This window comes from Brevundimonas diminuta (assembly GCF_022654015.1).
Classification (GTDB): Bacteria; Pseudomonadota; Alphaproteobacteria; order Caulobacterales; family Caulobacteraceae; genus Brevundimonas; species Brevundimonas diminuta_C.
Map to the genome: position 1 here is coordinate 1,137,231 of NZ_CP073063.1, position 25,540 is coordinate 1,162,770.

Annotated in this window: 29 protein-coding genes; 22 read left to right on the forward strand and 7 right to left on the reverse strand. The window is 66.4% G+C overall.

Features of this window, described 5'->3' with window-relative positions:
- Window positions 1-21: 21 nt before the first annotated feature.
- Both KAK88_RS05480 and KAK88_RS05485 read right to left on the reverse strand, forming a co-directional pair.
- Window positions 22-660: an LPD7 domain-containing protein gene (locus KAK88_RS05480; protein WP_242078201.1), complete on the reverse strand. Its 639-nt coding sequence runs from the start codon at window positions 658-660 to the stop codon at window positions 22-24.
- On the reverse strand, window positions 657-1,442 hold the full coding sequence (locus tag KAK88_RS05485) for a type IV secretory system conjugative DNA transfer family protein (RefSeq protein ID WP_242078202.1): 786 nt from the start codon (window positions 1,440-1,442) through the stop codon (window positions 657-659). The genes KAK88_RS05480 and KAK88_RS05485 overlap by 4 nt, the downstream gene beginning before the upstream one ends.
- Before the next feature lie 319 nt (window positions 1,443-1,761).
- Between KAK88_RS05485 and KAK88_RS05490 the strand changes: the two genes are divergently transcribed.
- Window positions 1,762-2,727: a hypothetical protein gene (locus KAK88_RS05490; protein ID WP_242078203.1), complete on the forward strand. Its 966-nt coding sequence runs from the start codon at window positions 1,762-1,764 to the stop codon at window positions 2,725-2,727.
- A 47-nt stretch (window positions 2,728-2,774) separates the two neighbouring features.
- On the opposite strand, the gene KAK88_RS05495 is transcribed toward KAK88_RS05490, so the two are convergent.
- Window positions 2,775-3,158 (reverse strand): MerR family transcriptional regulator, encoded by a 384-nt coding sequence (locus KAK88_RS05495; RefSeq protein ID WP_431307207.1) that lies wholly within the window; start codon window positions 3,156-3,158, stop codon window positions 2,775-2,777.
- A gap of 116 nt (window positions 3,159-3,274) precedes the next feature.
- Here KAK88_RS05495 and KAK88_RS05500 point away from each other — a divergent pair, with 116 nt between their 5' ends.
- From KAK88_RS05500 to copD, 14 genes are all read left to right on the forward strand, one after another.
- Window positions 3,275-3,943, forward strand: coding sequence for a cation transporter (locus tag KAK88_RS05500; RefSeq protein ID WP_242078205.1), 669 nt, complete (start codon window positions 3,275-3,277; stop codon window positions 3,941-3,943).
- A gap of 28 nt (window positions 3,944-3,971) precedes the next feature.
- Window positions 3,972-4,328, forward strand: coding sequence for a hypothetical protein (locus KAK88_RS05505; protein WP_242078206.1), 357 nt, complete (start codon window positions 3,972-3,974; stop codon window positions 4,326-4,328).
- Window positions 4,329-4,384: 56 nt separating this feature from the next.
- The gene (locus KAK88_RS05510) at window positions 4,385-5,638 is read left to right on the forward strand and encodes a TolC family protein (protein ID WP_242078207.1); all 1,254 of its coding nucleotides are present in this window, start codon (window positions 4,385-4,387) and stop codon (window positions 5,636-5,638) included.
- Entirely contained in the window at window positions 5,638-6,840 is a 1,203-nt protein-coding gene (locus KAK88_RS05515; RefSeq protein WP_242078208.1) for an efflux RND transporter periplasmic adaptor subunit, read from the forward strand. The genes KAK88_RS05510 and KAK88_RS05515 overlap by 1 nt, the downstream gene beginning before the upstream one ends.
- 8 nt (window positions 6,841-6,848) lie before the next feature.
- Entirely contained in the window at window positions 6,849-10,073 is a 3,225-nt protein-coding gene (locus KAK88_RS05520) for an efflux RND transporter permease subunit (RefSeq protein WP_242078209.1), read from the forward strand.
- Window positions 10,070-10,675 (forward strand): cation transporter, encoded by a 606-nt coding sequence (locus KAK88_RS05525; protein ID WP_242078210.1) that lies wholly within the window; start codon window positions 10,070-10,072, stop codon window positions 10,673-10,675. Before KAK88_RS05520 ends, KAK88_RS05525 begins: the two co-directional genes overlap by 4 nt.
- A complete protein-coding gene (locus tag KAK88_RS05530; RefSeq protein WP_242078211.1) occupies window positions 10,672-11,283 on the forward strand; it encodes a methyltransferase family protein in 612 nt (203 codons plus the stop codon). The genes KAK88_RS05525 and KAK88_RS05530 overlap by 4 nt, the downstream gene beginning before the upstream one ends.
- Window positions 11,284-11,290: 7 nt before the next feature.
- Complete coding sequence (locus KAK88_RS16015) at window positions 11,291-11,422, forward strand: hypothetical protein (RefSeq protein WP_255347087.1); 132 nt, start codon at window positions 11,291-11,293, stop codon at window positions 11,420-11,422.
- Between the two features lie 11 nt (window positions 11,423-11,433).
- The gene (locus KAK88_RS05535; RefSeq protein WP_242078212.1) at window positions 11,434-13,995 is read left to right on the forward strand and encodes a heavy metal translocating P-type ATPase; all 2,562 of its coding nucleotides are present in this window, start codon (window positions 11,434-11,436) and stop codon (window positions 13,993-13,995) included.
- Window positions 13,996-14,025: 30 nt separating this feature from the next.
- A complete protein-coding gene (gene copM, locus KAK88_RS05540; protein ID WP_242078213.1) occupies window positions 14,026-14,463 on the forward strand; it encodes a CopM family metallochaperone in 438 nt (145 codons plus the stop codon).
- A gap of 115 nt (window positions 14,464-14,578) precedes the next feature.
- On the forward strand, window positions 14,579-14,884 hold the full coding sequence (locus tag KAK88_RS05545) for a hypothetical protein (RefSeq protein WP_242078214.1): 306 nt from the start codon (window positions 14,579-14,581) through the stop codon (window positions 14,882-14,884).
- Complete coding sequence (locus KAK88_RS05550) at window positions 14,884-16,008, forward strand: acyltransferase family protein (protein ID WP_242078560.1); 1,125 nt, start codon at window positions 14,884-14,886, stop codon at window positions 16,006-16,008. The genes KAK88_RS05545 and KAK88_RS05550 overlap by 1 nt, the downstream gene beginning before the upstream one ends.
- A 311-nt stretch (window positions 16,009-16,319) precedes the next feature.
- Window positions 16,320-16,682: a copper homeostasis periplasmic binding protein CopC gene (gene copC, locus KAK88_RS05555; RefSeq protein ID WP_242078215.1), complete on the forward strand. Its 363-nt coding sequence runs from the start codon at window positions 16,320-16,322 to the stop codon at window positions 16,680-16,682.
- Between the two features lie 4 nt (window positions 16,683-16,686).
- Window positions 16,687-17,601, forward strand: a complete 915-nt coding sequence (gene copD, locus KAK88_RS05560) for a copper homeostasis membrane protein CopD (protein WP_242078216.1) — start codon at window positions 16,687-16,689, stop codon at window positions 17,599-17,601.
- A gap of 13 nt (window positions 17,602-17,614) precedes the next feature.
- On the opposite strand, the gene KAK88_RS05565 is transcribed toward copD, so the two are convergent.
- From KAK88_RS05565 to KAK88_RS05575, 3 genes are read right to left on the reverse strand one after another with little or no spacing between them, the layout of a single operon-like run.
- Window positions 17,615-18,106, reverse strand: coding sequence for a YybH family protein (locus tag KAK88_RS05565; protein WP_242078217.1), 492 nt, complete (start codon window positions 18,104-18,106; stop codon window positions 17,615-17,617).
- 46 nt (window positions 18,107-18,152) lie between these two features.
- Complete coding sequence (locus KAK88_RS05570) at window positions 18,153-18,629, reverse strand: DUF411 domain-containing protein (protein WP_242078218.1); 477 nt, start codon at window positions 18,627-18,629, stop codon at window positions 18,153-18,155.
- Window positions 18,626-19,780, reverse strand: a complete 1,155-nt coding sequence (locus KAK88_RS05575) for an acyltransferase family protein (RefSeq protein WP_242078219.1) — start codon at window positions 19,778-19,780, stop codon at window positions 18,626-18,628. Before KAK88_RS05575 ends, KAK88_RS05570 begins: the two co-directional genes overlap by 4 nt.
- A 128-nt stretch (window positions 19,781-19,908) precedes the next feature.
- Here KAK88_RS05575 and KAK88_RS05580 point away from each other — a divergent pair, with 128 nt between their 5' ends.
- From KAK88_RS05580 to KAK88_RS05610, 7 genes are all read left to right on the forward strand, one after another.
- Complete coding sequence (locus KAK88_RS05580) at window positions 19,909-20,187, forward strand: hypothetical protein (RefSeq protein WP_242078220.1); 279 nt, start codon at window positions 19,909-19,911, stop codon at window positions 20,185-20,187.
- Window positions 20,184-20,624 carry a Spy/CpxP family protein refolding chaperone gene (locus tag KAK88_RS05585; protein ID WP_242078221.1) on the forward strand — a complete coding sequence of 147 codons (441 nt, stop codon included), beginning with the start codon at window positions 20,184-20,186 and terminating at the stop codon, window positions 20,622-20,624. Before KAK88_RS05580 ends, KAK88_RS05585 begins: the two co-directional genes overlap by 4 nt.
- Before the next feature lie 75 nt (window positions 20,625-20,699).
- Window positions 20,700-21,182: a sigma-70 family RNA polymerase sigma factor gene (locus tag KAK88_RS05590; RefSeq protein WP_185224714.1), complete on the forward strand. Its 483-nt coding sequence runs from the start codon at window positions 20,700-20,702 to the stop codon at window positions 21,180-21,182.
- 137 nt (window positions 21,183-21,319) lie between these two features.
- On the forward strand, window positions 21,320-23,131 hold the full coding sequence (locus tag KAK88_RS05595; RefSeq protein WP_242078223.1) for a copper resistance system multicopper oxidase: 1,812 nt from the start codon (window positions 21,320-21,322) through the stop codon (window positions 23,129-23,131).
- Entirely contained in the window at window positions 23,128-24,417 is a 1,290-nt protein-coding gene (locus KAK88_RS05600; RefSeq protein ID WP_242078224.1) for a copper resistance protein B, read from the forward strand. Before KAK88_RS05595 ends, KAK88_RS05600 begins: the two co-directional genes overlap by 4 nt.
- A gap of 17 nt (window positions 24,418-24,434) precedes the next feature.
- Complete coding sequence (locus KAK88_RS05605; protein WP_242078225.1) at window positions 24,435-24,818, forward strand: copper resistance CopC family protein; 384 nt, start codon at window positions 24,435-24,437, stop codon at window positions 24,816-24,818.
- 10 nt (window positions 24,819-24,828) lie between these two features.
- Window positions 24,829-25,047 (forward strand): ammonium transporter family protein, encoded by a 219-nt coding sequence (locus tag KAK88_RS05610; protein ID WP_242078226.1) that lies wholly within the window; start codon window positions 24,829-24,831, stop codon window positions 25,045-25,047.
- 55 nt (window positions 25,048-25,102) lie between these two features.
- On the opposite strand, the gene KAK88_RS05615 is transcribed toward KAK88_RS05610, so the two are convergent.
- The gene (locus KAK88_RS05615; RefSeq protein WP_242078227.1) at window positions 25,103-25,513 is read right to left on the reverse strand and encodes a MerR family transcriptional regulator; all 411 of its coding nucleotides are present in this window, start codon (window positions 25,511-25,513) and stop codon (window positions 25,103-25,105) included.
- Window positions 25,514-25,540 lie beyond the last annotated feature (27 nt).

The following is a 25,540-nucleotide window of genomic DNA, read 5'->3' on the forward strand; positions in this document are numbered from 1 at the left end:
TCCAGCGCAGCGCGGGGAAGTCTAACGCTCCCGGCGTCGTTCGGCTCGCCGGTTCTGCTCCCGGTCCGGCTTGTCTCGCGCCCTGTCAGCGTCGGGTCGCACCCGGGCCCAGGCGCGTTCCATCAGCCGCGCCTGCGCAGCTGGATCGGCGATCAGGGTGCGGACAACCATGGCGGCCATCTCCAGGCGACGTTTGATGTCATCGCGCGCAGGGGGCTTCTGACGGGAGGCGTCCCGTTGGGTGTTGGGTTGAGGAACCTCATTGGCCGCCTGGCGGTCGCGCTCCGTCGGCCGGTATCCGGCGACCTCAAGCCCGAGCGTCCTGGCCTGCACCCAGACCTCGCGGCGAAAGGCGTCGTCGCCCGTCACCTTGATGTTCGACCAGCCGCGGTGCTGGGCGATCCGCAACATGGCGGCGATCGAGTCCGGATAAGCCTGATGGGAAGACAGGGCGCGCCCATGGTCTCTGAACGACGGGTCCGCAGTTTTGTGGTCGCGATAGTAGCGCTCCGGTCGGCCTTGCCGATCGCGCTCGACCAGATAGCGGTCCAACAGCTGGGCGGGCACGTCGCCCTTGTCGAGCGAGCGACGCTCGGAGGACGAAGCGGTTCGGGGCGAGATCCGGTTGCCGGATGATGGAGAAGGGCGAGCTTCGGTCATGATCTGCGCCCCCGCGAGGGGAGAGCGGCGGCCGGGGCGGTGACGACCCGATCCAGCCAGGCCTGAACGTCTTTCTCGGAAGCGCCAGGCGGCGGGGGCGTCAGGCCTTCGGCGGCGAAGCGACGAACGATGCTGTCGAAATCCATGTCTGTCCCCGCTTCTGAGGACATCGGGACGGGGTGAACAGGCGTTATGGGGCGCGGCGGAGTCGGGGCGACCGACACGTCAGGCGGAGGGCGCAGCCTGTCGGTGAAGCGGCGGTCCGAGAAATAGACGAGCTTGCGTCCGCGCGTGGGGGCGAGTCCTGCCTTCAGCACGATGAAAGCATGCTGCGGAAACTGCATCAGCTCCTGCGGAAGCATGAGCGCGCGTCGCTGGTCGGAGTCCGTCAGACTGCGGCGACCCTGGCCCAGTCCCATCGGGCGACTGCGGCTTCGTGCGCGATAGGTGTAGTAGCCAAGCCGCTCGCTCAGCTCCTGCGCTACCTTCAATTCTTTGGGCGCGAAGACGATCTCCAGCCCGCAGTTGGTGACAATGTCCTCCGTCACGTCTGGCCCATAGAGGGCGCGGAGTTGTGACGGGCTCTGGATCACCGGGAGCAGACGCAGCCCGTATCCCGCCACCCAGGCGAAAGCGTGCGCCAGCACCGGCGCGCGGCCTAGACGGGCGAACTCGTCCAGCAGCACCAAGGTCTGAGGATCGCCAGCATCAGGCAGGGCGCGGCTGTTCAGGTCGACCAGCTGCTGGAACAGGAGGGCGTAAAGCGGCGCGACCCGGTCCATGTTCTCCGGGGAGGCCGTCAGATACCTGGAAAAGACCTGCGCAAAGCTAAGGGTAAGAACCCGGATCGAAGCGGTCGCCGTGGCGGTTCGCGCAGGCCTCATCGACCCAGACGACGAATAAGGGCGAGAAAAGGGGGCGGGCCTGGAACTTCTGTACGGAAGCCGGGTGTTTCAGCGCTGATCGCCGCCGACGCCTTCGCGTCCCCTGGCTCTCGATCAACGCCTATCCGTTCCGGAACCCGCCGCCATACAGTCTAGGGTCAGCTCCCCGGTCGAGTCGATCCTCTCGCGCGAGCGGCATGCGGTCAGGTCTGGCGGATTGAAGCTGCTAGACTGTGCGGAGCGATTGCGAGCGACAGGTGACCTGATGTCCTACCCTTCTTTCACGAGCGCAGAGGCGACGGTTGATCGCTTTCTGGAGATCCTGTCGGAACACGGCGTGGATCTGGCGGGCGCGTCGCAGGATGAGGCGCTGCAGATGACGAACGTCATCGAGATGTGGCGAAATCCTGCTCTGAGGCCGCTGGATCCGCGGCCTGTACTGCGCGCGGCGATGGGTTTCGTCGATCTCGCCGGCAAAGTGGTGAGAGTCGCCGAACACAAGGATTTCGGGGAGCTGATCCCCCATCTGAAGATGCTGGCGAAGACGACCGTGCTGCAGAATGCCGCCAGCCCGGTGACCGATGACGCCGGCAACAAGGTCATCGAGCTCTATGTCGCCGCCCTGGCCATGACGTTTGCTGACGAGGTGAAGCTGGATCACCCCTCGTCCTCGAAGGGCGACAATCCGGACGTTATGTTGACCTTCCGCTCCAGGCGTTGGGCTCTGGCCCTGAAGACCCTGCACAGCCGAAGCGCCCGAACGATTTACGACAACATCAAGAAGGCCTCCGATCAGATCGAGGCGTGCGAGGCGGACCATGGGCTGGTGGTCCTGAACGTAAAGAACCTGCTCGACTACGATGCCCTGTGGCCCGCGCCTGCGACGGCATTTCCCGAAGCAGCGGTCATCTCCGACTATTTCCGGCAGGTCGAGGGCATCATCGCGCCGCTCGCCGAGATTACGAACGAGGACTGGCTCGCCGCGCTTGGGCCGGATCGAAAAGCGGCGTTGCCGGTGATGTTCATTGGCCAAGCGGCCGCGTTCGCTCAACCGACGTACGGCGGCGGGCCTCATCCCATGGCGATCAAAGGCATGGTGTCGCACATGGTCCCGGCCGGCGACCCTGTGGGGGCGATGAGATTGGCGAAGGCGCTCAACGATGCCGCCCAGCAGTTCACCTGACCGGGACAACCACGACCGTCTGAAATGGTGGAGGCCGAGCGTCGCACCTATGCGTGAGGACCGTCGCATTGCGCATGGTTTCCGAGCGCCTCGATTACCCGGCAATCGGAGATCCGCCCACCCGAACAACTCGCCGCCTGAATCCGGGCGAGCTCGGCGTGGAGCGTCTGAAGCCCGGCAATGCGAGTCTCAACCGCCGCAAGCTGGCGCTCGGCGATCCGGTTGACCTCCGTGCAGGGGTGGTCGGGTTCGTCGGACAGCGCCAGCAGGGCGCGGATGTCGTCGATCTCGAAACCCAGCTGTCGCGCGTGACGAATAAAAGCGAGCCGCCGCGTCGCCGCCCCGTCGTAGAGGCGCCGATCGCTTGCCGTGCGGGGCGCTTCCTTCATCAGGCCAATCTGCTCGTAGAACCGGATCGTCGGAACCTTCACGCCGGTCTCGGCTGAGAGGCGACCGATCGTCCGGAGCGGGGGAGGGGATGGGTCTCTGGCCATTCGCGAAATATAGGGCTTGATCCTCTAGTGGCTAGAGGATGCATGAAGGTCGCATGACGACGCCCGCCCCGACAGAATCCTGCGCCCCGTCACGAGGCTGCTGCGGCCATCAGGTCCGGTTCGACGGGGCCTCGCCCGCCTATCGGCGTGTGCTGGTGGCCGTCATCGCCCTTAATTTAGGTGGGTTCTTCGCGGTCGCCGCCGGTGGTCTCATGCAGGGCTCGGCGGCTCTCGCCGCCAACGCCATGGACTTCCTGGCCGACAGCGCCACCTACGCTATCAGCCTCTGGGCCATTGGCAAGTCCGTGCAGGTGCGGTCCGGCGCTGCAGTCTTCAAAAGCGCAAGCCTCCTCGTCATGGCCGTGAGCATTCTCGGCTACGCCGTCTGGAGAGCGGTCACGGGGCAGCCGCCCGAAGGCGTCGTCATCACCGGTCTGGGACTGGTCGGCTTCGCCGCGAATCTAATCGCCGCCCTGCTGCTCGTGCGTTTCCGTGACGGTGACGCCAACGTGCGCTCCGTCTGGCTTTGCACACGGAACGATCTGATCCACAGCCTGGGCGTCGCCGCGGCCGGCGGGCTGGTCTGGCTGACTGGATCCCGGTGGCCGGACTTGCTGGCGGGCCTTCTGCTGGGCGGAGTCTTCCTCCAGTCCGCCATTTCGATCTTGGTGCAGGCTAGGGCGGAGAGCCGCGCAGCCCACGCCGCTGCTCGGACTTTGTAACGCATTGCCTGACTTCGAGAACGAAAGTATGCAGCGCGCGATGACCTGGTCGATGACGACATGGGCGAAGCTGATCGTGGCGATGACTCTTGTCTTCGCCGCCTTCTTCTTTGCGCCCGCCGTCGACGCCGCGACCTGTCTGCCGGAACCGCCTGCGGCTCACGCGGTCGTCGATCATGATCAAAGCGACGGCGACCACAGCGGCAAGAGCGGCGGTCACGGGATCTGCTCGCACGGCCACTGCCATCACGCCTCAACGGCGCGCGGTCCTGCCGTGGACGCCTTTGCTCCGTCGTTCGGCGAGCCTCCTCTGCAAAGCGGCCGACAGGATGACTTCCGGGCGTCCATCACGCCTGACGGCCTGAAGCGTCCTCCCAGAGTCTGACCGAAGACCTGCGCCTTAGCGCGCCTCTTCGTCCTCAGAAACTCTGGAAATGAATCATGTCTCCCACATCTCGCAGGCGGCCGCGTTACGCGGTCGGCTGCGCCCTCGCTGCGATCGCGGCGACCCTGGCCAGTCCCGTATGGGCTGACCCAGCTCCGACCTATGCCCAACTCCTCGCTCAACTCGGGAATGCGCCTGCGACCCTTGAGGCGGGCGCCAACTACGACGCAGCGGAAGCCCGTGTCCGTCAGGCACGGGTGCGTCCCAACCCTGTCCTCGGCTTCGATGTCGAGAACGCCTATGGCTCAGGCCCCTATTCGGGTCTGAACAACGCGGACATGACCCTGGCGATCAGTCAGGATCTCGAGCTGTGGGGACGTCGTTCGACGCGCATAGCCGCCGCTCGCGCCGAGGCCGGCGCAGTGGGCCTTCAACGAGACCTTGCGGTCATCGACGCCGCAGGCCGCCTGGCCCTGGTCTATGCCGAAGCGGAGGCCGCGCAGAGGCGAGCCACGCTCGCGGAAGAAACCCTCACCCTGACCGTCGCGGATGCCCGCGCGGCCCTGACCCTCGTGGAGGAAGGTCGCGAACCTCTCCTCCGCGGCATTCAGGGGGAGGCCGAGGCTGCCTCGGCGCGCGCGACGCGGGATGAAGCTGTCGCGGAACGCGACGCGGCCTATGCCCGTCTCACGGCTGTCGCCATGATCCCGGTTCCGGTCACGCAGATCGAAGACAGCCTTCTCGACGAGGCGCCGACGACGATCGGATCCGTGATCGAGGATGCGCCGACGGTCCGCGTCGCCGAAGCCCAACGGTCCGCCGCCGAACGACGCATCGATGTTCAACGGGTTCAGGCCCGCCCCGACATCAACGCCAGTATCGGCATCCGCCGCTTCGAGGCGGAAGATGCGACGGCGCTGACTTTCGGCGTCAGCATGCCGCTGCCGTTGTTCGACCGGAACCGGGGAAACATCGAAGCGGCGCAAGCCGAGTTTCGCGCTGCCGACGCCCGGCTGATGAGTGCGCGGCAGGAAGCCCAGGCGGACCGCGCTGCCGCGGTCGCTCGCCTTTCGGCCTCGGTCAGTCGCGTCAACGCTGCTGACGGCGGCGTCGCCGCCGCAGAGGAAGCCTATCGCCTGTCCCGCATCGGCTTTGAGTCCGGCCGCATTTCCCAGGTCGAACTGCGGGTGACCCGCACCGCCCTCGTCAACGCCCGGTCTGCAGCGGTCGACGCGCGTCTCGCGCGCGTCCGAGCCGAGATCGATCTCGCGCGCCTTGATGGCCGCGCCCCCTTCGAAGGAGCCCAGTGATGCGCAAGCGCACATCGAACAAGACCCTGCTGATCGGCGGCGTCGCCGCCCTGGTCATTCTCGGAGGCGGCGGCCTCTGGTTGGCCACCCGGTCCTCCGAACCCGCCGCGCCGGCTGCCGCCGAAGGCGAAGCCGGCCATGCCGAGGAAGAGGGGGGACACGCCGAGGGGGAGGCCGCCGGGGCAGAGACCGAAGGTCGGATTGAACTCACCGCAGCAGAGATCCAGGCAGCGGGCATCACGGTCGTCGGCGTCGGCGGCGGAGGAGGAGGGGAGACCCGGCTCGCCGGCCGCGTAGAGCCGATGGTCGATTCTCGCGCTGCCGTGGGCGCTGCCGTCGGAGGTCGCGTCGAGCGCGTTCTCGTCGCGCCGGGTCAGTCGGTCCGCGCCGGTCAGCCGCTTGTGAACCTTGTCAGCGGCGAGGCGGCGACCTTCCGCGCGGACGCCGACGCGGCCGGGGCATCCGCTGAAGCGGCGCGCCAGGCCTATGAGCGAAATCGCAGTCTGGCGGATCAGGGCATCGTCGCGCGGCAGGAGGTCGAAGCGTCACGCGCCCAGTTCCTGAGCGCCGAGGCGGCGACCCGCGCCGCTCGCGCCCGCTCGGCGGCCGCTGGCTCTCCGAACGCTTCGGGCAGGCTCAGCGTGACCAGTCCGATCTCGGGCGTGGTCAGCAGCGTCCAGGTCGGTCCGGGCGGGTTCGTCGCCCAGGGCGGCGTGGTGGCGGAAGTCAGCAATCCTGCTCGTGTCGAGATGGTCTTCAACGCACCGCCTGCCCTTGCGGCCAATGTGCGTGCCGGTGCGCCGATGCGCGTGACCGGGCCGAACGGCGAGTTCGACGCCGTCGTCACCGGCGTCGCCGCCGACGCCGGTCTCAGCGAAAGCGGCGCGACCGTGATCCGGGCCCGACCCTCTGGCGCGTCTCTGCCGCCAGCCGGTTCGGCCGTCACTGGCGCCATCGTGACCGGCGAGGCGACTGGCGGGATGACCGTGCCCACCGAGGCGGTCCAGACCGTCGATGGAAACACCGTGGTCTTCGTGCAGGTCGAGGGCGGCTTCCAAGCCGTGCAAGTGCTCGCAGGCCGCCAGGCCGCGGGCCGCACCGAGATCCTGCGCGGGCTCACCGGATCTGAACGCGTGGCGTCCGCCAACGCCTTCCTGCTCAAGGCCGAAATGGCCAAGGGCGAAGCCGAGCACGGGCACTAGGGGGCGTCATGTTCAAAGCACTTATCGAAGCCTCGGTCCGCTTCCGATGGTTCGTGGTCCTGGCGACGGCGATCGTCGCCGCCTTCGGCCTCTACAACCTGACGCAGCTACCCATCGACGCCGTGCCGGACATCACCAACCGGCAGGTTCAAATCAACACCATCGCGCCAGCGCTCGCGCCCGAGCAGATGGAACGTCAGGTCACCTATCCGCTCGAAACCGCGATGGCGGGTATTCCTGGCATCCAGACCACGCGGTCGCTGAGCCGAAACGGCTTCAGCCAGGTCACGGTCATCTTCTCCGACAACACGGACATCTACTTCGCCCGCCAGCAGGTGGCCGAACGGATGGCCCAGGCGCGCGAACGGTTGCCCGAAGGCGTGGAGCCGGCGCTTGCGCCCATCACCACGGGACTGGGCGAGGTGCTGATGTGGACGGTCGACTTCAAGCCGTTCAACAGCGCCAACCTCGCCAAACCGGGTGAGCCCGGCTGGCAGGCGGGCGGCGCCTATCTGACGCCCGAAGGCGAACTCCTGACCACGCCCCAGGCCCGCGCAACCTATCTCCGCACGGTTCAGGACTGGATCATCGCCCCGCGCATGCGGACCGCGAAGGGACTGGCCGGCGTTGATGTGAACGGCGGCTATGTGAAGGAGTATGCGGTCCGACCCGACGCCGCGCGTCTGGCGGGTTACGGTCTGAGCCTGAACGATCTCGTCGTCGCGCTGGAACGGGCCAACACCCAGGCTGGCGCTGGCTATGTCCAGCGGTCCGGCGAAGCCTTGACCGTGCGGACCGACGCCCTGGCGCAGACCATCCCGGATCTCGCCCAGGCCCCCGTCGTCAACCGCAACGGACTGGTCGTCCGGGTCGCCGACGTCGCCACCGTCGAGATTGGCCAGGCGCCGCGTCTCGGCGGCGCCAGCCGCGACGGCCACGAGGCCGTGGTTGGTACGGCGCTGATGCTGGCCGGCGGCAACAGCCGGACGGTGGCCCAAGCCGCAGCCGAACGTCTCGAGGAGGTTTCCGCGAGCCTGCCGCCGAGCGTTGTCGCCGAACCGGTCCTGAACCGCAGCTCGCTGGTCAACAAGACCATCTCAACCGTCGCCAAGAACCTGATCGAAGGCGCTCTGCTGGTGATCGTGGTGCTGTTCCTGCTGCTCGGCAACATCCGTGCGGCCTCGATCACCGCCCTGATGATCCCGATCAGCTTCCTGTTCGCGGTCATCGGCATGAACCGCTTTGGCATCAGCGGAAACCTGATGAGCCTCGGCGCGCTGGACTTCGGCCTTCTGGTCGACGGCGCGGTCGTGGTGGTCGAGAATACCCTGCTGATGCTCAGCCAGCGGCGGGCCGAAGCCGGTCGAATGCTAACACGTCGGGAGCGGCTCGAGGTTGCTGGAGCCGCGGCGCGTCAGATGGTCAAACCGGCTGCTTTTGGCCAGCTGATCATCCTCCTGGTCTTCACGCCGCTGCTGATGCTTGAGGGCGTGGAGGGCAAGACCTTCATCCCCATGGGCGCAACGGTGATGCTGGCCCTCGTCGGCGCCTTCATCTTCTCCTTCACCTTCGTGCCGGCGATGACGGCCCTGCTGGTCCGGGATCCGAAGAAGGTCGAGGTCGATGAGCACGGCCACGCCCACGAGCACGAGACCTTCATCCTCCGATACGCGCGGCGCTGGATCGAACCGGCGATCCGCGCCGCCGTCGACCGGCCCAAAGTCGTCCTGGCGTCCGCGCTCGGCGCCCTCGTCATTGGCGGCATCGCCTTCAGTTCTTTGGGGCGGGAGTTCATTCCGACCCTGGATGAAGGCGATATCGCCATGCAGGCGTTGCGCGTGCCGTCCGCCTCGCTGGAACAATCGGTGGCGATGCAGATGGCCCTCGAACGCGTCATCAAGGCCCAGCCCGAGGTGAAGACTGTCTTCGCCCGGACCGGGACGGCGGAGGCGGCGGTGGACCCGATGCCGCCGAACATTTCGGACGCGGTCATCGTCCTGAAAGACCGCAAGGAGTGGCCCGATCCGAACCTTCCGAAAGAGGAGCTGATCGAACGGTTCGAAGAGCTCGCCGCCGGACAACTCGGCAACAGCTTCGAGTTCAGCCAGCCCATCGAGCTGCGCTTCAACGAGCTGATCTCGGGGGTTCGGACCGACCTCGCCGTGATGGTCTATGGCGACGACTTCACCCAGCTGCAGGCCACTGCGGACCGGGTCGCCGCCGCCCTTCGTGCAACGCCCGGATCGGCCGACGTTCGCGTCGAGCAGGCGTCGGGTCTGCCCACCCTGACCGTCAGCGTGGATCGTTTCGCGGCCGCCAACTACGGCTTGTCGGCCGCCGATGTCTCCGAGGCGGTTTCGGCCGCGGTCGGCGGCGCCGAGGCCGGGCAAATCTTCGAAGGCGATCGTCGCTTCAGCGTCGTCGTCCGTCTCGCGGATGATGCACGGAATGATCCGGCGGCCCTTGCGGCTCTGCCGGTAACGACCGCCACAGGCGTGACCGTGCCGCTCTCCTCCGTCGCCCGGATTCAGGTCGCGGAAGGACAGAACCAGATCAGCCGCAATGACGGCAGCCGGCGGATGGTGGTGCAGGCCAACGTTCGCGGGCGCGACCTGGGCGGCTTCGTCACCGAGGCCCAGGCCAAGGTGGAGGCCGATGTCGATCTTCCGACCGGCTACTCCCTGACCTGGGGTGGCCAGTTCGAGAACCTGAAGCGGGCCGAACAGCGTCTGGGGCTGGTCATTCCGATCGTCTTCATCCTGATCGGGGTCTTGCTTTTCATGGCTCTGGGATCCTTCGCCGAGGCGGGCCTGGTGTTCGCGTGCGTTCCGTTGGCTCTGGTCGGCGGCGCCCTGGCGCTTGTCCTCAGGGGGATGCCGTTCTCGGTTTCCGCAGCGGTCGGTTTCATCGCCGTGTCCGGCGTCGCGACCTTGAACGGTCTCGTGCTGATGCAGGCCATTCGGGAGCGTCTCACGGGCGGAGCGGCGCCGCGTCTTGCCGCCATCGAAGGCGCGACAAGCCGGCTTCGCGCCGTCCTGACGACGGCTCTCGTCGCCATCGTCGGGTTCATCCCGATGGCATTCGCTCACGGCGCCGGCGCCGAAGTGCAGAAGCCGCTGGCCACCGTGGTCATCGGAGGCCTGCTCACGGCCACCGCGCTGACGCTCCTTGTCCTTCCGACCTTCGCGGCCAAGGCCGTGAAACACCGGAAGGCGGAAGGGATCGAGGAATGAGCGGGGCCCACGAAACAGAGCAGGTCCAGCGCCGCACCCTCCTGGTGGTGCTGTTCCTGAACGCTCTGCTGTTCGTGGGCCTGGGAGTCGGCGGCCTCGCCGCCGACTCCAGCGCTCTGCTCGCGAACGCCGTCGACAACGGCTCCGACGCGGCCGTCTATCTGATCAGCTTCCTCGCCGTCGGGCGCGCGCTGATCTGGAAGACGCGGGCGGCTCAGGTCTCCGGCGTGATGCTGCTGATCTTCTCGGTCCTCGTCCTGCTCGACGCCCTGCGCCGGACGCTGACGGGAACCGAGCCGGTCGGACCGACCATGATGGTGCTCGCTGTCGTAGCGGCGGTTACCAATCTGATCTGCCTGCTGCTGATCCGTCGGCAGCAGAGCAGCGACGTCAACATGAAGGCGGCCGAGACATTCAGCCTGAACGATTTCGCCTCGAACGGCGGCATCCTCGTCGCAGGCGGCCTGGTGATGTGGTTGGACCAGTCGTGGCCCGACCTGCTGGTGGGGGTGCTGGTCGCCGCCATAGCCGCCAAGGGCGGCTTCGACATTCTACGCGATGCGCGCCTTGCGCGACGCGACGCGGAGAGCTCGGTGACATGAGCCCGCCGTTGATCGACATCGCCTCCGTCCAGCGCTGGCGCAAACTCTTCATCGCCGCCGGGTTGTTCGCCCTGCTGGCCTGGACCGCTCTCGTGAAGGCCCAGCCACAGCTCGAGCATCCCGTCGAACATCTCGGGCTGATCGCCATCATGGTTTGCGTCCTGGGGCGCGCCTGGTGCTCGCTCTACATCGGCGGCCGAAAGAAGCAGGAGATCGTCACCAGCGGGCCCTATTCGCTGTGTCGAAACCCGCTTTATGTTTTCAGCTTCATCGGCGCATTCGGGATCGGCGCACAGACGGGCAGCCTGACCGTCGGCGCCACCTTCGCCGTCGCCTGCTGGATCGTGTTCCGCATCGTCGCGAGCCGAGAGGAAAGCTTCCTGACGTCGGCCTTCGGCGACACCTACCGCAGCTACGTCGTGCGCACCCCCCGCTTCGTTCCGAACCTGCGCCTCTGGCGTGATGAGGCGGAACTGTCCGTCCGGCCGGCCTTCTTCCTCCGGACTGTCCGCGACAGCCTTGTCTTCCTTCTGGCGTTGCCCGTGTTCGAGGGACTGGAGCACCTCCAGAACCTCGGCTGGCTCGACGCTCTCATCGCCCTACCGTGAGGTCGAGATGAACCGCAAGCGACTGGTCATCCTCCTGAGTGCGGCTTTGGCGATCGCCGCCTTCGTCGCTGGAGCCGTCGCCCAGCGCGCCGGGATGTTCGTGCCCGACCGCTCGATCCCTACCCGTGATGTCTCCTGAGGAGCCCGATCATGCCCAAGACCCTCCGCCTCAACATTCCCGTCCTCCTGCCTCATGCGCCCGATGTGCAGGACGGCTGCGTTGGACGGCTGATCGCGCTGTTGCGGGCCGAACCCGGCGTCTCTGAGGCGCATGTCGCCGAAGGCGAGGGAGGCCCAGAGCTTTGCATCCATTACGACCCCGACCAGCTGTCGCTGGCTCAGGTCCGTCGCCGTGCGCGTCAGGCCGGAGCCGAGGTCAGTGAGCGTTTCGGGCATCTCGTCGGGCGAGTGGAGGGTGTCCGCCACGCCCGGCACGCCCGCACGCTCGCGGCCGCGCTCGGCGAAGAAGCCGGCGTGATCGAGGCGGTGCTGGATCCGGCTGGCGCTCTGCGCCTGGAGTTCGACCGGCAGATCACGAACCGTGAGACGCTTGTCGATCGCCTTGCGAGCCACGGCCTCGCACTGGTCGGAGCGACGGAGGACGCTGCTTCAGCCACTGCAAAGCGCCCTGATGCGCAGCCGACTGCGCCATCCGATGACGAGGCCAGTCATACGCCCGATGACGGTCACGGCCATGGCCACTTCGATGGCGATGGCCATGACCACGGACATTCCGAAGGCGACGGGCACGACCATGGTCATGGCGGCTTCCTCGGACCCAACACGGAGCTCATTTTCGCGGTCGGCAGCGGTGTCGCGCTCACGATTGGTTGGCTGATCGAGAAATTCATTCCGGGCGTGCCGGGATGGCTGCCCTTCGGCCTTTTCCTGATCGCCTATGCCTTGGGCGGCTGGTTCACGGTCGGCGAGGCTGTCGGGAATCTGCGGCGCAAGCGTTTCGAGATCGACACCCTGATGCTGGTGGCCGCAGCCGGCGCCGCGGCGCTCGGAGCCTGGGCGGAAGGGGCGCTGCTACTGTTCCTGTTCAGCCTCGGGCACGCCCTCGAACACTTCGCGATGGGTCGCGCCAAGAAGGCGATCGAGGCTCTGGCCGCCTTGGCCCCGCGCACCGCTCATGTGCGGCGAGGAGAGGCCGTCGTCGAACTTCCGGTCGAAGAGCTGGAAGTCGGCGACCTCGTCGTCGTCCGGCCGAACGAGCGTCTCCCGGCCGACGGCTTCGTCGTGAAGGGAACATCCAGCGTGAACCAGGCTCCCGTGACAGGGGAGAGCATTCCGGTGGACAAGCAGCCTGTCCTGAACCCCGAGGAGGCCCGCGCCAAGCCGGCGAATGTCTCGGCGGCGTCGGTGGTCTTCGCCGGCACCATTAACGGCGGCGGCGCCATCGAGATCGAAACGACGCGTCGATCCAACGACACCACCTTGGCCAAGGTCGTCCGGATGGTGAGTGAGGCCGAGACCCAAAAGTCGCCGACCCAGCGCTTCACCGATCGCTTCGAGCGCGTCTTCGTGCCCCTCGTGCTCGGTCTGGCCTTCGTCCTCCTGTTTGCATGGGTTGTCGTCGACGAGCCGTTCCGCGACAGCTTCTATCGGGCGATGGCCGTGCTGGTAGCCGCCAGTCCGTGCGCTCTCGCGATCGCCACGCCGAGCGCGGTTTTGTCCGGGGTCGCCCGGGCGGCCCGCGCCGGGGTTCTCGTCAAGGGTGGCGCGCCGCTCGAAAACCTGGGAGCGCTCGACGCCATCGCGTTTGACAAGACCGGGACGCTGACCGAGGGGCGGCCGCGGATCACCGATGTCGTTCCGTTCGGCCAGACGACAGAGAGCGAGCTCCTGGAGATTGCTGTCGCGGTCGAACGGCTCAGCGATCACCCCTTGGCGGAAGCGATCGTCCGCGACGGAAGCCAGCGGTTGGTCGCCGCCCCCGTTCGAACCGCAACGGATTTGCGCAGCTTGACCGGCAAGGGCGTCACTGCACGCCTGGACGACCAGGATGTTTGGATCGGCAAGCCGGAGATGTTCGGTTCGGACTCCATCGCACCGCTCGGACCGGAGGCGGAGATCGCTGTAGCGGCCCTGCGCAACCAGGGGCGGACGCTGATGGTGGTTCGACGCGGGACAAAGGATCTCGGGATAATCGGCCTTCTCGACACGCCTCGGGCCAAGGCGCGCGAGACGCTTACGGCGCTCCGCGCGCTCGGCATTCGCCGCATGATCATGATCTCGGGCGACCACCAGAAGGCGGCCCAGGCGGTCGCCGGCCAAGTCGGGCTGACCGAGGCGTGGGGCGACCTGATGCCGGAGGACAAGGTCGAGGCCATCAAGAAACTGCGGGCGGAGGCCAAGGTCGCCATGGTCGGCGACGGCGTCAACGATGCTCCGGCGATGGCCACCGCGACGGTCGGCGTCGCCATGGGCGCGGCCGGATCGGACGTTGCTCTGGAGACGGCCGACGTAGCCTTGATGGCGGACGATCTGTCCAAGCTGCCCTTCACCGTGGGTCTTAGCCGTCAGACCCGCCGCATCATCCGCCAGAACCTTTTCGTCAGCCTCGGGGTCGTGGCGTTCCTCGTCCCGGCGACGATCCTCGGTCTCGGCATCGGACCCGCCGTCGCCCTCCACGAGGGTTCCACCCTGCTGGTCGTCTTCAACGCGCTTCGCCTTCTGGCCTGGCGCGGCCCGCGCGGCGTCGAGTGACCCGCCTTCAGGAAAGCAAAGGATAGTCCCATGAAACGTCTCGGCTGGGTTGGCGTCATCGCCGCCTTTCTCCTGATCTCGGTCTTCGGCTTCGGGATGCTCTCGCGGCAGGGTCGCCCGGCGCCGGAGCCGACGGCAGTCGATGCGCGCCCGATCGACCAGCATGCCGGGCACGGCGATGCCGCCGCGGATGACCCCGCCACCCGCTCCTACAAGGAGGCGAACGAGCGGATGCACGCCGCTATGAACATCGACTACAGCGGCGACGCCGATGTCGACTTCATGCGCGGGATGATCGCCCACCACGAGGGGGCGGTCGCAATGGCCAGGATCGCGCTAGACCAAGGTTCGGATCCCGAGGTCAGGGGCCTCGCGGAGGAGATCATTCGCACCCAGGAAGCGGAGATCGTCCGGATGCGGGTGTGGTTGGCGAACCGCGCGGCTCGCCCAGCGGACGCGCAGGGCTGAAGCCATGGGGGGCAAGCGATCCGCGATCCGGAGCAAGGCTCCCCGATGGCGGCCGGGCCGTTACAAGGGTCGCGGCCGGTCCAAGCTGTACGGGAAGCCAGAGCCGTTCCGGCCGGTGCAGGACACACTGATCGCGGTTGGCGCGAGCCTCGTCGCCGGCGCGATCGTCTTCTGTCTCGCCGTGCCCCTGGCGGCGACCTACCGCATCCCGGTGTTCGTGTCGTTCGGCGTTCTCATGTCGCTTCTGGCGATCATGACCTATCGTCTTGGGCGGAAAGGGCAGGCCGGTCGGGTCATGACCGCCGCCATGGCGGCGGTCTGTCTTCTGGGGTTTGGCGTTCTTGTCCTGGCGCGAGATCAGTTAGAGTTCGCTCCGCGTCATCACGACCACCCCGCAGCGGCCGGAGCGGCACGATCTTGATGACCACACCGGAGACCGCAAGACCGCAGCCGGTCAGGATTTCGCGCGGCGGTTGGCTCGACATCCTCCGCTTCGTCGCCGGCGCGCTGATCATCCTCTATCACTTCCGCGAAGCCGCCCCGACGCCTTTGGGTCAGTTCCACCCCGTGTTCGACCGGGGCTATCTCCTGACGAACTTTTTCATCATCGACTCCGGCTACGTCCTTGCCCGGATCTACGGCGACGGCTTCGCGGCCCGGGCGATCCCGCTACACGCCTATGTCCGCCAGCGCTTTCTCCGCGTCGCCCCCTCTCATCTGGTGGTCGTCGGCGCGCTGGCGCTGTTGATCGCCCTCGCCGGGCTTTTCGGGGTCGCTCCGAGCAATCCGCAGTGGTTCGATTGGGGTCAGCTGCCGGCGCAGGTCTTCCTGGTTCAGGCGTACGGTGTTCCAGGCGGGCTGGGGTGGAACGCGCCGACCTGGACGCTATCCGCCCTTCTCGGCTGCTACCTTCTACTTCCCTGGATATGCCGCCTGCTCTGGCGGCTCGATCCTTGGACCGTGGTGATCGGCGCCGGTTTGTTGATGATTGCCACAGACTGGGCGTGCCGAACATGGCTAGGCGAGCCCCTCTACCGCCTGCCTCTGAGGTTTGGATTCATTCGAGCGCTTCCGCTGTTCCTCCTTGGGGTCGCCGCCGCTCTTTTGGGATCACGCATCTATTCGACGCCGATATGGGCCGGCTGCATCGGTCTGCTCGCTTTGGTCGGTCTCGTCGCGGCGCAAGCCATCGGCCACTTCGCTCTGGTCTCGGTGGTCCTGCTAACCGTTTTGATCTGGGCGGCCGGAGCCTTGCCAACCGTGCGGCCGTCGAGGTTGGTCGAACACCTCGGACTGATGTCGTTCGCCATGTTCCTCACCAATGAGGTGAGCCGGATCGTCTGGTTTGGAGCGTTCGACGCCTTTGGTCAGTCCGACTGGTCGGATGCCGTTCGGTGGGGTGTGTGGACGGCGGGGATTATCGCGGCTTTCCTTGGCGCTGCGGCTTTTCGCTACGGCTTCGATCGCCCGGTTCAAACAAAGCTGAATCTGCCTCGGGCCCGGACACCGTTGCCCGGGACAAGCGCCGATCGACCAATCGCCTGATGGTGCTCAATCCTCGTCATCATCGGGTACAGCCGGGGGCGGCGCCCAACCACCCGCTTCGAACAGAGCGGCCATCTCAGCGAAGGATTCTCGGCGGCGCGACCCGAGAGGCATCTGGTAGAAGCGGTTCCGAGCACCCACAGAGGGACGCCGTCCCGCCCCGCATTCCTGACAATGCTTGGATGCGGGTCTCGCAATCGAGACTACGGCCGGTGCGTGGGTTAGCCGCGATCATGGCTGATGAGGGGAGGGCCTGTCAGACGCGTAGAGAAGCGGAAGGCCCGGATCGGCCAAATATTAGGAGCCCGAGTATGCGAATTTTCAGTCCCGCGCCCTTCATCGCCGTCGCGGCGGCCGTCGCCTTCTCCGCCGGGCCGGCTGCGGCGCACGCACGACTGGTCAGCGCGACACCCTCGGCGAACTCGACAGTGGCCGCGACCCGAACGCTAAGTCTGACGTTCAGCGAGCGCTCCGTGCCCGCATTCTCAGGCTTTGATGTCGTCAATGCAGCGGGCGAGAAGCTCGCCATTCGGACCTCGTTCGCCGAGGACGGCAAGACGTTGACCGGCACGCTAGTTCGCCCGCTGGCGGCCGGCGCCTACCGTGTCGACTGGCGCATCGCATCAAGCGACGGCCACCGCATGACAGGGTCTTACACCTTCTCGGTGCGTTGACGCCGTGCTCGAAATCGCGGTCATCGCGATTCGCTGGCTTCAGTACAGCGGCGCCGTCGTCCTTCTCGGCGCGCCGCTGTTTCTGCTCTACAGCTTCAGAGCGGCTGGGGGACCGAACCTGGCTTGGGCGCGCTCCGCGCTGATCCCGTCGGCGCTTGTCGTTGCGCTTGGGTCGTTCGCCGCTCTGGTGGCCCAGACCGCCGTGATGGCCGGCTCGCTGAGCGAAGCGGTCAAACCGGCGTCACTGTCGTTCATGGTCACCGGCACGGCCTTGGGAGTGGCCATGGCTGGCCGAGCGGCCGTCGCCGTCGTTGGGCTCGTTGCGATCCTCGCCCTGAAACCCGGGCGCCTCCTCTGGAGCCTGACGGTCGTGGTTGGGCTGATCGTCGCCGCCAGCTTCGCCTGGACGGGACACGGCGCGGCCTCCGTTGGGCCCGGCGCGCCTTTCCATCTCGGGGCCGACATCGTCCACACCATCGCCGCCGCCTTGTGGCTAGGCGCTCTGGCGTCCCTGACGATCCTACTGATACACCGGACCTCGACGGACGATCGCGCGCTCCATCGCGCCCTGCATGGGTTTGCCGGCCTTGGGACCTTGGCGGTCACCCTGTTGGTCTTGAGCGGCCTCGTGAACAGTTGGTTTCTCATCGGGCCAACGCGGGTCGGAGAGATGGGGACCAATCTCTATGGCCAGCTGCTTATCGCCAAGCTGGTTTTGTTTGTGCTGATGCTCGCCTTGGCCGCTGGAAACAGGTTCCGACTTACCCCGGTGTTGGGCTCGGCCCTGGCGGGCGGGGGAGACGTTCAACGGGCCCTCGCCCACCTCCGACGCAGCGTCGTTATAGAGACGCTGGTCGGGGCCACGTTGCTGGCCGTCGTCGCGGTGATGGGCACGCTCGCTCCGCCGTCAGCGATGTGAAGCTGCGAGCGGGCTAGCTGGGCGCGCGCGACGACCAATGGATGTGGTGGATGCGCCAGCCTTCAGCATGCCGCTTCAACACCATCGTCTCAGTGGTCAGCCGATCCACGGCGCGACCGTTGAACTGGCCCGTGGTTCGGCCTTCGCTGGTGATCAAGGCGACGTCCCCATCCGCCCATCCCGATCTCCGCGCGACCGTAGCCTCAGACGCGGCGGCGAAGGCGGCGTCCGAGCTGAGGTGGTGGGACTCGTATTCCTCTCGCGATCGCTCCGCGCCGCCCTCTTCGAAGATCATCACATCCGTCGCCAGGAAGGTCAGGGCAGTCGCCGTGTCGCCGGTCTTGAGGGCCGCATGGAAGGCGTCGACGGCGGCGGCTGCGTCCGTCGCCTCCGCTGCGACCGAACTGGCAGCATGGTCGGGACTGTGGGCGTGGTCCTGAGCGAAGGCGGGCGTCGTCAAAAACACGGTGAGCGACGCGGCAAGGGCGAGGGTTTTGCGGGACATGGCAGGCTCCGGTTGATTGATGTGAGTGAGTCGATCGCGATCTGCGTCAGGTGGGCTGATTGTGGCGGGCGAACAGGCGAGTTCCTCCCGACAGAAGCACCAGGAGGGTGTCGTAGGGATCCCTATGCCCCTGCGGCGTCTCCATGCCGGGCGAACCGAGCGGCATGGCGGGCACGGCGATGCCGATCGCTGTCGGTCGCTCGGCCAGCAGGCGGATGACGTCCTGAGCCGGCACATGACCCTCGACCAAATAACCGCCGATCAGCCCAGTGTGGCAGGAAGCTAAAGCGTCCGGCATTCCCCGACTGCTACGGACCGATTGCAAGCTCGGAAGTACCGTGATGGTGGTGGTGAAGCCCGCCTCGCGCATGTGGGCGATCCAGGAGTCGCAGCACGCGCAGGTCGGCGTCTTGAAGACCGTCAGTTCCCTTGATGGGTGCGTCTGCGCGCAGGCGATTCCCGCCATGCCGACGAACACCACGGCTCCCAAGACAAGGCGACGGTTCGGTTGGTTGGGGTTCAAAAGGGTTCTCCCTGATTGCTGTGAGCGGATCGTCTGGCCTCAACTGCATCGGCGCGCCTTGGCGTCATCCTCGTCCGGAGCCATCGCCGGCCTGGCTGCTCGATGAAGACATGGATGGCGGCGGCCGCGACGAGGGTCGACACCAGCAGACCGGAGAGCTCGCCCAAGCCCATCCGATAGTCTCCAGGCCAGCCGGCGACCGCTTGAACGGCGTTGCGCCACACCATCAGGATGGGAATGTGGACGAGGTAGAGGGCGAACGACGCCTCACCCGCGAAGAGGGCGGTCGGGTTCGACAGGAAGGTCGTCACAGGGGCTTTGGCCAATAGGGCGAGCGACAGAATGAAGGGGCCCGCGGCGGCCACGATCACGCGGTCGTCGGCGCCGACCTGCATCAAGGCGAGCAGCGTGGTCGTGGTCCCCAAAGCGACGATGACGGCCACGCGCGGCGAGAGGGTCCAGCGCTGGCCGAGGTAGTAGAGACCTATGCCGTAGAGGAACTCGGGAAGGATGCGCAGAATGCCCAGGCTGTCTTCAGCCCGTGGCAGGACCGGCCCGAACTGCGTCCTGTAAAAAGCGTCAAGCGCTACGAACAGCAGCGAGGCGAGCGCGATCAGAACCCACGGCCTCGACCGCAGGCGCAGGGCGACAGCAGCGTAGACCGGAAAGGCCAGATAGGCGAACCATTCGGCAGACAGCGACCAGGCTGGTCCGTTCCAGAGCGCCATGGTTTCGCGCGGCAACCAGGCCTGAACGAGCAGCAGAGTGCCCGCGAAATCGGCGGGATTGAATCGGCCCGGCTCCAGACCCACGCCGACCATCGGGGCGATCAATACAAGCCCCAGCATAGCCACGAGGATGAATAGGTGAGCCGGATAGATTCGGGCGAGCCGAGCTGCCAGGAACCGCTTGTAGTCGGGCGCGCCTTCCCCTTGCAGATAGACGTGCGTGAGGATGAAGCCCGACAGGATGAAGAAGACATCCACGCCAAGCCGGGCACGATTCAGCAGGCCAGCGCTCTCCGCAGGCAAGGTCCAGTAAAGTTGGAAATGGAAGAGCACGACGCCGAGCGCGAGGAAGAACCTTACGCTGGAGAGGGGATCGAGCACGTCCGGAAAAGGAGCCCGGGCGGGGCCTGATCTGTCGCTCACATCGATCCCCTTGGACGAAACGGCTATTCCGGTCGTTCTCTGGTATCTACGCGGGGTCGGACCTTTCCCCTCACGAGGGGAAGCTCAAACCGGCGCGTATGGAGGAGGGGGCGTGAGGCAGGTGCGCAATGACTGACGACATCGAAAGACTGATCGGAGCAGCTGCGCCCGGCGACGCTGCACGCCTTGCGGGCGTGGAGGACGCCGTCTGGTCCCGGATCGGCGAGCGCCGGGATCGCGCCCGAATGGGTCAGGTGCGGATCGCCGCCGTAGCGATCGCCCTTGTCGTCGGCGGTGCGAACGGCGGTCTGATGCTCATGACCCCACGGCCAGAGCCTTCAGAGATGCGCATCTTTACGGTGTCAGCAGGCCTGTCGCCTATGGCCAGCCTGGATGTTTGGGGATGAGGGCGACCTGGAAGTCGATCGTCGCCACAGCGATCCTGGCCGCGCTCGCCAGCGGGGCAGCGACCTGGGCGAGCGCGACCTGGATCATGCGCGAGCGCCAGCCGCCGAGCCTGCACAGCGTCGTCCATGAAAAACTCGACCTCAGCCCAGAGCAGGACCGCCGTCTAGACGTCATTGAAGCCCGCTTCGCCGCACGTCGCCCGGCGCTGGAGGCGGAGGTTCGCGCTGCGAATCGCGAACTCGCGGCCGCCATCGCCGCCAGCAACGGGGACACGCCGCAGGTCCAGTCGGCTGTCGATCACTTCCATACCGCCATGGGCGATCTGCAGAAGGCGACGATAACCCATGTGTTCGAGATGCGATCCGTCCTGACCCCGGCGCAGGCCGAGGTGTTCGACGCGGCCGTCGTCGATGCCGTGCGCTACGACGCCGGCTAAGCGCGGCGCGTGGGGGCTAAAGCCAGCATCGAGGTCCGAGCGGCGGGTGGAGACCGGGCCGCTTTCACTGCCTTGATGACCGCCACCAAGGCTGACCTCTACCGGTTCATTCGCCGCTACGTAGGCGACGAGGCTGAAGCGCATGACGTGCTTCAGGAAGCCTATGCCTCCGCATGGCTCGCCATGCGGCGATATGATCCGGCGCGGCCTTTCGATGTCTGGCTGCGTTCCATTGCCTTGAACAAATGTCGGGACTGGAGCCGGCGGCGTTCCGTTCGCCGTGTCGTGCGCGGCGTGATGGGCCTTGATGCCCCCGAGGCCACGGCAGTGGGCGAAGACGCACCCATGCCTGAAGCTAGGCTGGACGATCAGCGCAGGGCCCAGGACCTACAACACGCGCTGTCTGAGCTTCCCGACGCCCTGAAGGCCCCGCTCCTGTTGGCCACACTTGAAGGGCGTTCTCATGCGGAGGTCGCATCCATATTGGGCATCACGCCGAAGGCCGTAGAAACGCGGATCGCCCGCGCAAGAAAAAAGCTGGTCGACGCCTTGGCTTGAGCGCCGGCCGGCGTCGCGGTGACGAGCGCGCGCAAGGGCGTGATTTCAAAGACTTTGGCGACTTAGCGCGAGGGATGCGCCGCTCAGATGCGTATCTGAACGAACGACTCACCTGCCGACCAAGGAAAACTTCGCTGATGTCGACCGCTCGCCTTGATCGCCGAACGCTTCTCCGGGGCGCCGCCATCGGCGGTGGATTGCTCGGACTGCAAGGCTTGCTTCCAGCCTGGGCGCAGACAGGTTCTGCGGGTCTGCGGGCGGACCTGCCGACCCTGACGGGGCCGAACATTGATCTGACCGTGGGCCACTCACCGTTCACGGTTGGTGGTCGCACCGGCCATGCGGTGACCACCAATGGCGTCCTGCCAGCGCCGCTCCTGCGCTTTCGGGAAGGCCAGAACGTCCGCCTGGCGGTGACCAATGGTCTGGACGAGGACACCTCGATCCATTGGCACGGCTTGCTGTTGCCGTTCCAGATGGACGGCGTGCCAGGCATCAGCTTCCCCGGCATCAAAGCCCGAGAGACCTTCGTCTACGAGTTCCCGATCAAGCAGTCGGGGACCTTCTGGTATCACAGTCACTCTGGCCTGCAGGAGGCCATGGGCCACTACGGCCCAATTGTGATCGACCCGGCTGGCGCCGATCCGGTCGCCTACGACCGCGAGCATGTGCTGGTCCTCTCGGACTGGAGCTTCATGCATCCGCACGAAATCCTCGCCAAGCTGAAGAAGAGCCCTGGGTACTTCAACCAGCAGCGCACGACCCTCGCTGGTCTCATTGACGGCAGCGACCGCATGAGCCTGGAGGAGCGGCGCATGTGGGGGCAGATGCGGATGGACCCGCGCGATATCCTCGACGTCAACGGCTCGACCTACACCTATCTGATCAACGGCCACGGACCTGAGGAAAACTGGACCGGCTTGTTCCGGCCAGGCGAGCGGGTGCGTCTGCGCATCATTAACGCTTCGGCCATGTCGATCTTCAACGTCCGCATTCCGGGCCTGGCGATGACCGTGGTCCAGGCCGACGGTGAGAACGTCCGCCCCGTCGAGACCGACGAGTTCCAGATTTCGGTGGCCGAGACCTATGACGTGATCGTCCAGCCGACCGAGGATCGCGCCTACACAATCGTCTCCGAGGCCATCGACCGATCCGGCATGGGAAGGGCCACTCTGGCGCCCCGCCTGGGCATGACCGCCGAGGTCCCGCCGCTACGTGAGGTCCCAAACCTGACGATGCGCGACATGGGCATGGGCGGAATGGACCACGGCTCAATGGGCGACATGTCCGGGATGGATCACGGGTCGATGGCCGGCATGAATCATGGAGCGGCAGGCCAAGAGGCGGCGCCGGTGGGCGAAATGGCTGGTATGTCCATGGCCGGCATGAACATGCGCGATCCCGAGAACGCGCCGCCGGACATGGCGGTGGGCGTCGGGGTCGATGCGATCGCCATGGACCCCGCCAACCGGCTCGGCGAGCGTCCCATAGGTCTCGCCGACGTCGATCACCGCGTCCTTGTCTACACCGACTTAGTGTCGCTCCAGCCCAACAAGGACCAGCGGCCGCCATCGCGGACGATGGAGATCCACCTGACCGGCAATATGGAGCGGTTCATGTGGGGCTTTGACGGCCGCAAGTTCAGCGAAATCGTCGAGCCGATCCGCTTCGAGCGCAACGAGCGGGTGCGGGTGACTCTGGTCAACGACACCATGATGGCTCACCCGATCCACCTGCATGGCCACTTCTTCGAATTGGTGACGGGCGGCCCGGCCGGGCATCAGCCGCTGAAGCATACCGTCAACGTCGCGGCCGGCGGCAAGGTGACCTTCGACCTGACGGCGGACGCGCCCGGCGATTGGGCCTTCCACTGCCACATGCTGATGCACATGCATGCGGGAATGTTCAATGTGGTGACGGTGCGCCCCATGGACGGAGCTGCATCATGAACCGCCTCGCCGTCGCCATCGCGCCGCTGATCCTCGCCGCCAGCGCCCTCAGCGCACAGGCTCAAGACACTCACGCCGGTCACGTCAGGCTGGCAGCCCCGGCACCGACGCGACCCGTCCCCGCTCCGGTCGTCCCGCCTGCCCGGCCGGCTACGCAGGATCCGCAGGCGGGTCACGTCATGCCGCCGGCGCAGACGTCGCCTGCGACCGATCCTCACGTGAGCCATAAGATGCCGGCTGGGCCCCAGACCGTTGATCCCCATACGGCGCACGACATGTCGACAATGAAGCCGATGGCGCAGCCCGACCCTCACGCGAGCCACGACATGTCCACCATGGCTCCCGTCCAGGCTGATCCGCACGCCGGGCATGACATGTCGACGAGGGTGCCCCCGGCGCAGCCCGATCCGCACGCGGGCCATGACATGTCCACCATGACCCCGGCCGAGGCCGATCCCCACGCCGGGCACGACATGTCGACGATGACCATGGGGCCGCCCGATATCCCGACCAGCGCCGACAACTTGGGCCGCCCTCCGGAGGAACCGTTCCCGGCCGCTGCCCGGGGCAACCCGGTCCACGCCGCAGATCTCGTCTTCGGAGCCGAGGCAATGGCCGCCTCACGCCGCACCCTTATACGCGAGAACGGCGATGTCCGCACCACGGCGGTCGTCATCGACCGTTTCGAAGCCGGCTTCGGCAACGACGGCGAGTCTTATCTCTGGGATGCGCAGGGTTGGAGCGGCGGCGACATCAATCGCTTCTGGTGGAAGTCGGAGGGTGAGGGCGACTTCAGCGGTGGTCTGGAGGAAGCCGAAGTCCAGGCTCTATACAGCCGCGCCGTGGCGCCTTTCTGGGACGTGCAGGCCGGGGTTCGTCAGGATTTCCGGCCTGACGGCGAGGATACGACGCACCTCGTTCTGGGCGTCCAAGGGCTGGCGCCCTATTGGTGGGAGATCGATGCCGCCGCCTTCCTGTCGACAGAGGGCGACCTGACCGCGCGCGTCGAGGCCGAATACGACCAGCGTATCACCCAGCGTCTAATCCTCCAGCCGCGTTTCGAACTCGACGCCTCCGCCAGCGACATTCCTGGCCTCGAAATCGGCTCGGGCCTATCCTCGATCGTGGCAGGCCTTCGGCTGCGTTACGAGTTCAGGAAAGAGTTCGCCCCCTATGTCGGCGTCGAGTGGAGCCGCGCGCTTGGAGACACCGCCGACTACGTTGAAGCCCGCGGCGGCGCGGCTGATGACACCCGTTTCGTCCTCGGCCTCAAGGCCTGGTTTTAACCCAAGGAGACCAACTCGTGATCCGCATCCTCGTTCTCACCACCGCACTGGCGTCCGCCGGCGCCGCTGCCGCTCAGGATCCGCACGCCGGGCACGCGATGCAGGCGCACACCGTCGCGCCCCAATCCGGCATCACTACGGTTCCGGCCAACGGCGCCATGATCTCCGGGTCCCCGGAACGCTTCAGCGTCACCTTCCCACACGCTATGGTCCTGAAGACCGTGACCCTGAACGCCGAGGGGCAGGCGCCACTCGTCGTGACGGCTCCCGCCGCGTCGGCCGCCACAACGGTCAGCGTCGCCCTTCCTCGCCTCACCGCGGGCACCTACACTGCCGCCTGGGCTGCTGAAGGACCAGACGGCCACAAGATGTCCGGCTCTGCCAGCTTCATGGTTCACTAGGAGAACAACGATGAGAATTTCCACTCTTTTGGCCGCCGCTGGCGTGGTGTTCGCTTTGAGCGCTGGTGCGGCCCTGTCCGATGTAGGCTGCGAATGCTGCAAGGACATGGCGCCTGACGCCGAGATGAAATGCTGTGACGAAATGAAGCCCCCTGCGGGAGAGCCGACGCCCGAGCCCGAGGCGCCGCAGCAGGCGCCCGCTGCGCCGACGTTAGCGCCAGGGAGCTGATGCGCTTTGTCTCTACTTAGGCCCTCGTCCTCAAGGCCGAATTCTGGATATCGGGTCAGGCGCCTTCCCCTTGGAAGGCCGCGATTATCGGACAGGGCCCTGTGTCCTTGGACTGACAGGCTTGTGCCAGACGTCTCAGGGCGGCGCGCGCCTGCTCCAGATCGGAAATGGTGCGATCCAAGGCAGCCAACCGTTCGGCAGCCAGCTCCCGCGCGCGAATACGGTCCTCGCCGGCGTCCAGTGACAGCAACTCCTTGATCTGTTCGAGCGTGAACCCGGCGACCTGAGCTGACCGTATGAACCGGAGGCGGCGCACATCGTCTTCCCCGTAGCGGCGGATGCCGCCGGCGCCTCCGCTTGACCAGCGATCCGGCGTCGGGATCAAACCCCGCCGCTGATAAAAGCGTACCGTCTCGACCCCGACGCCGCCCTCGCGCGCCAGTCCGGCGATCGTCCGAACATTCATGCTTGACTCCGTATCATGGTACGGAAC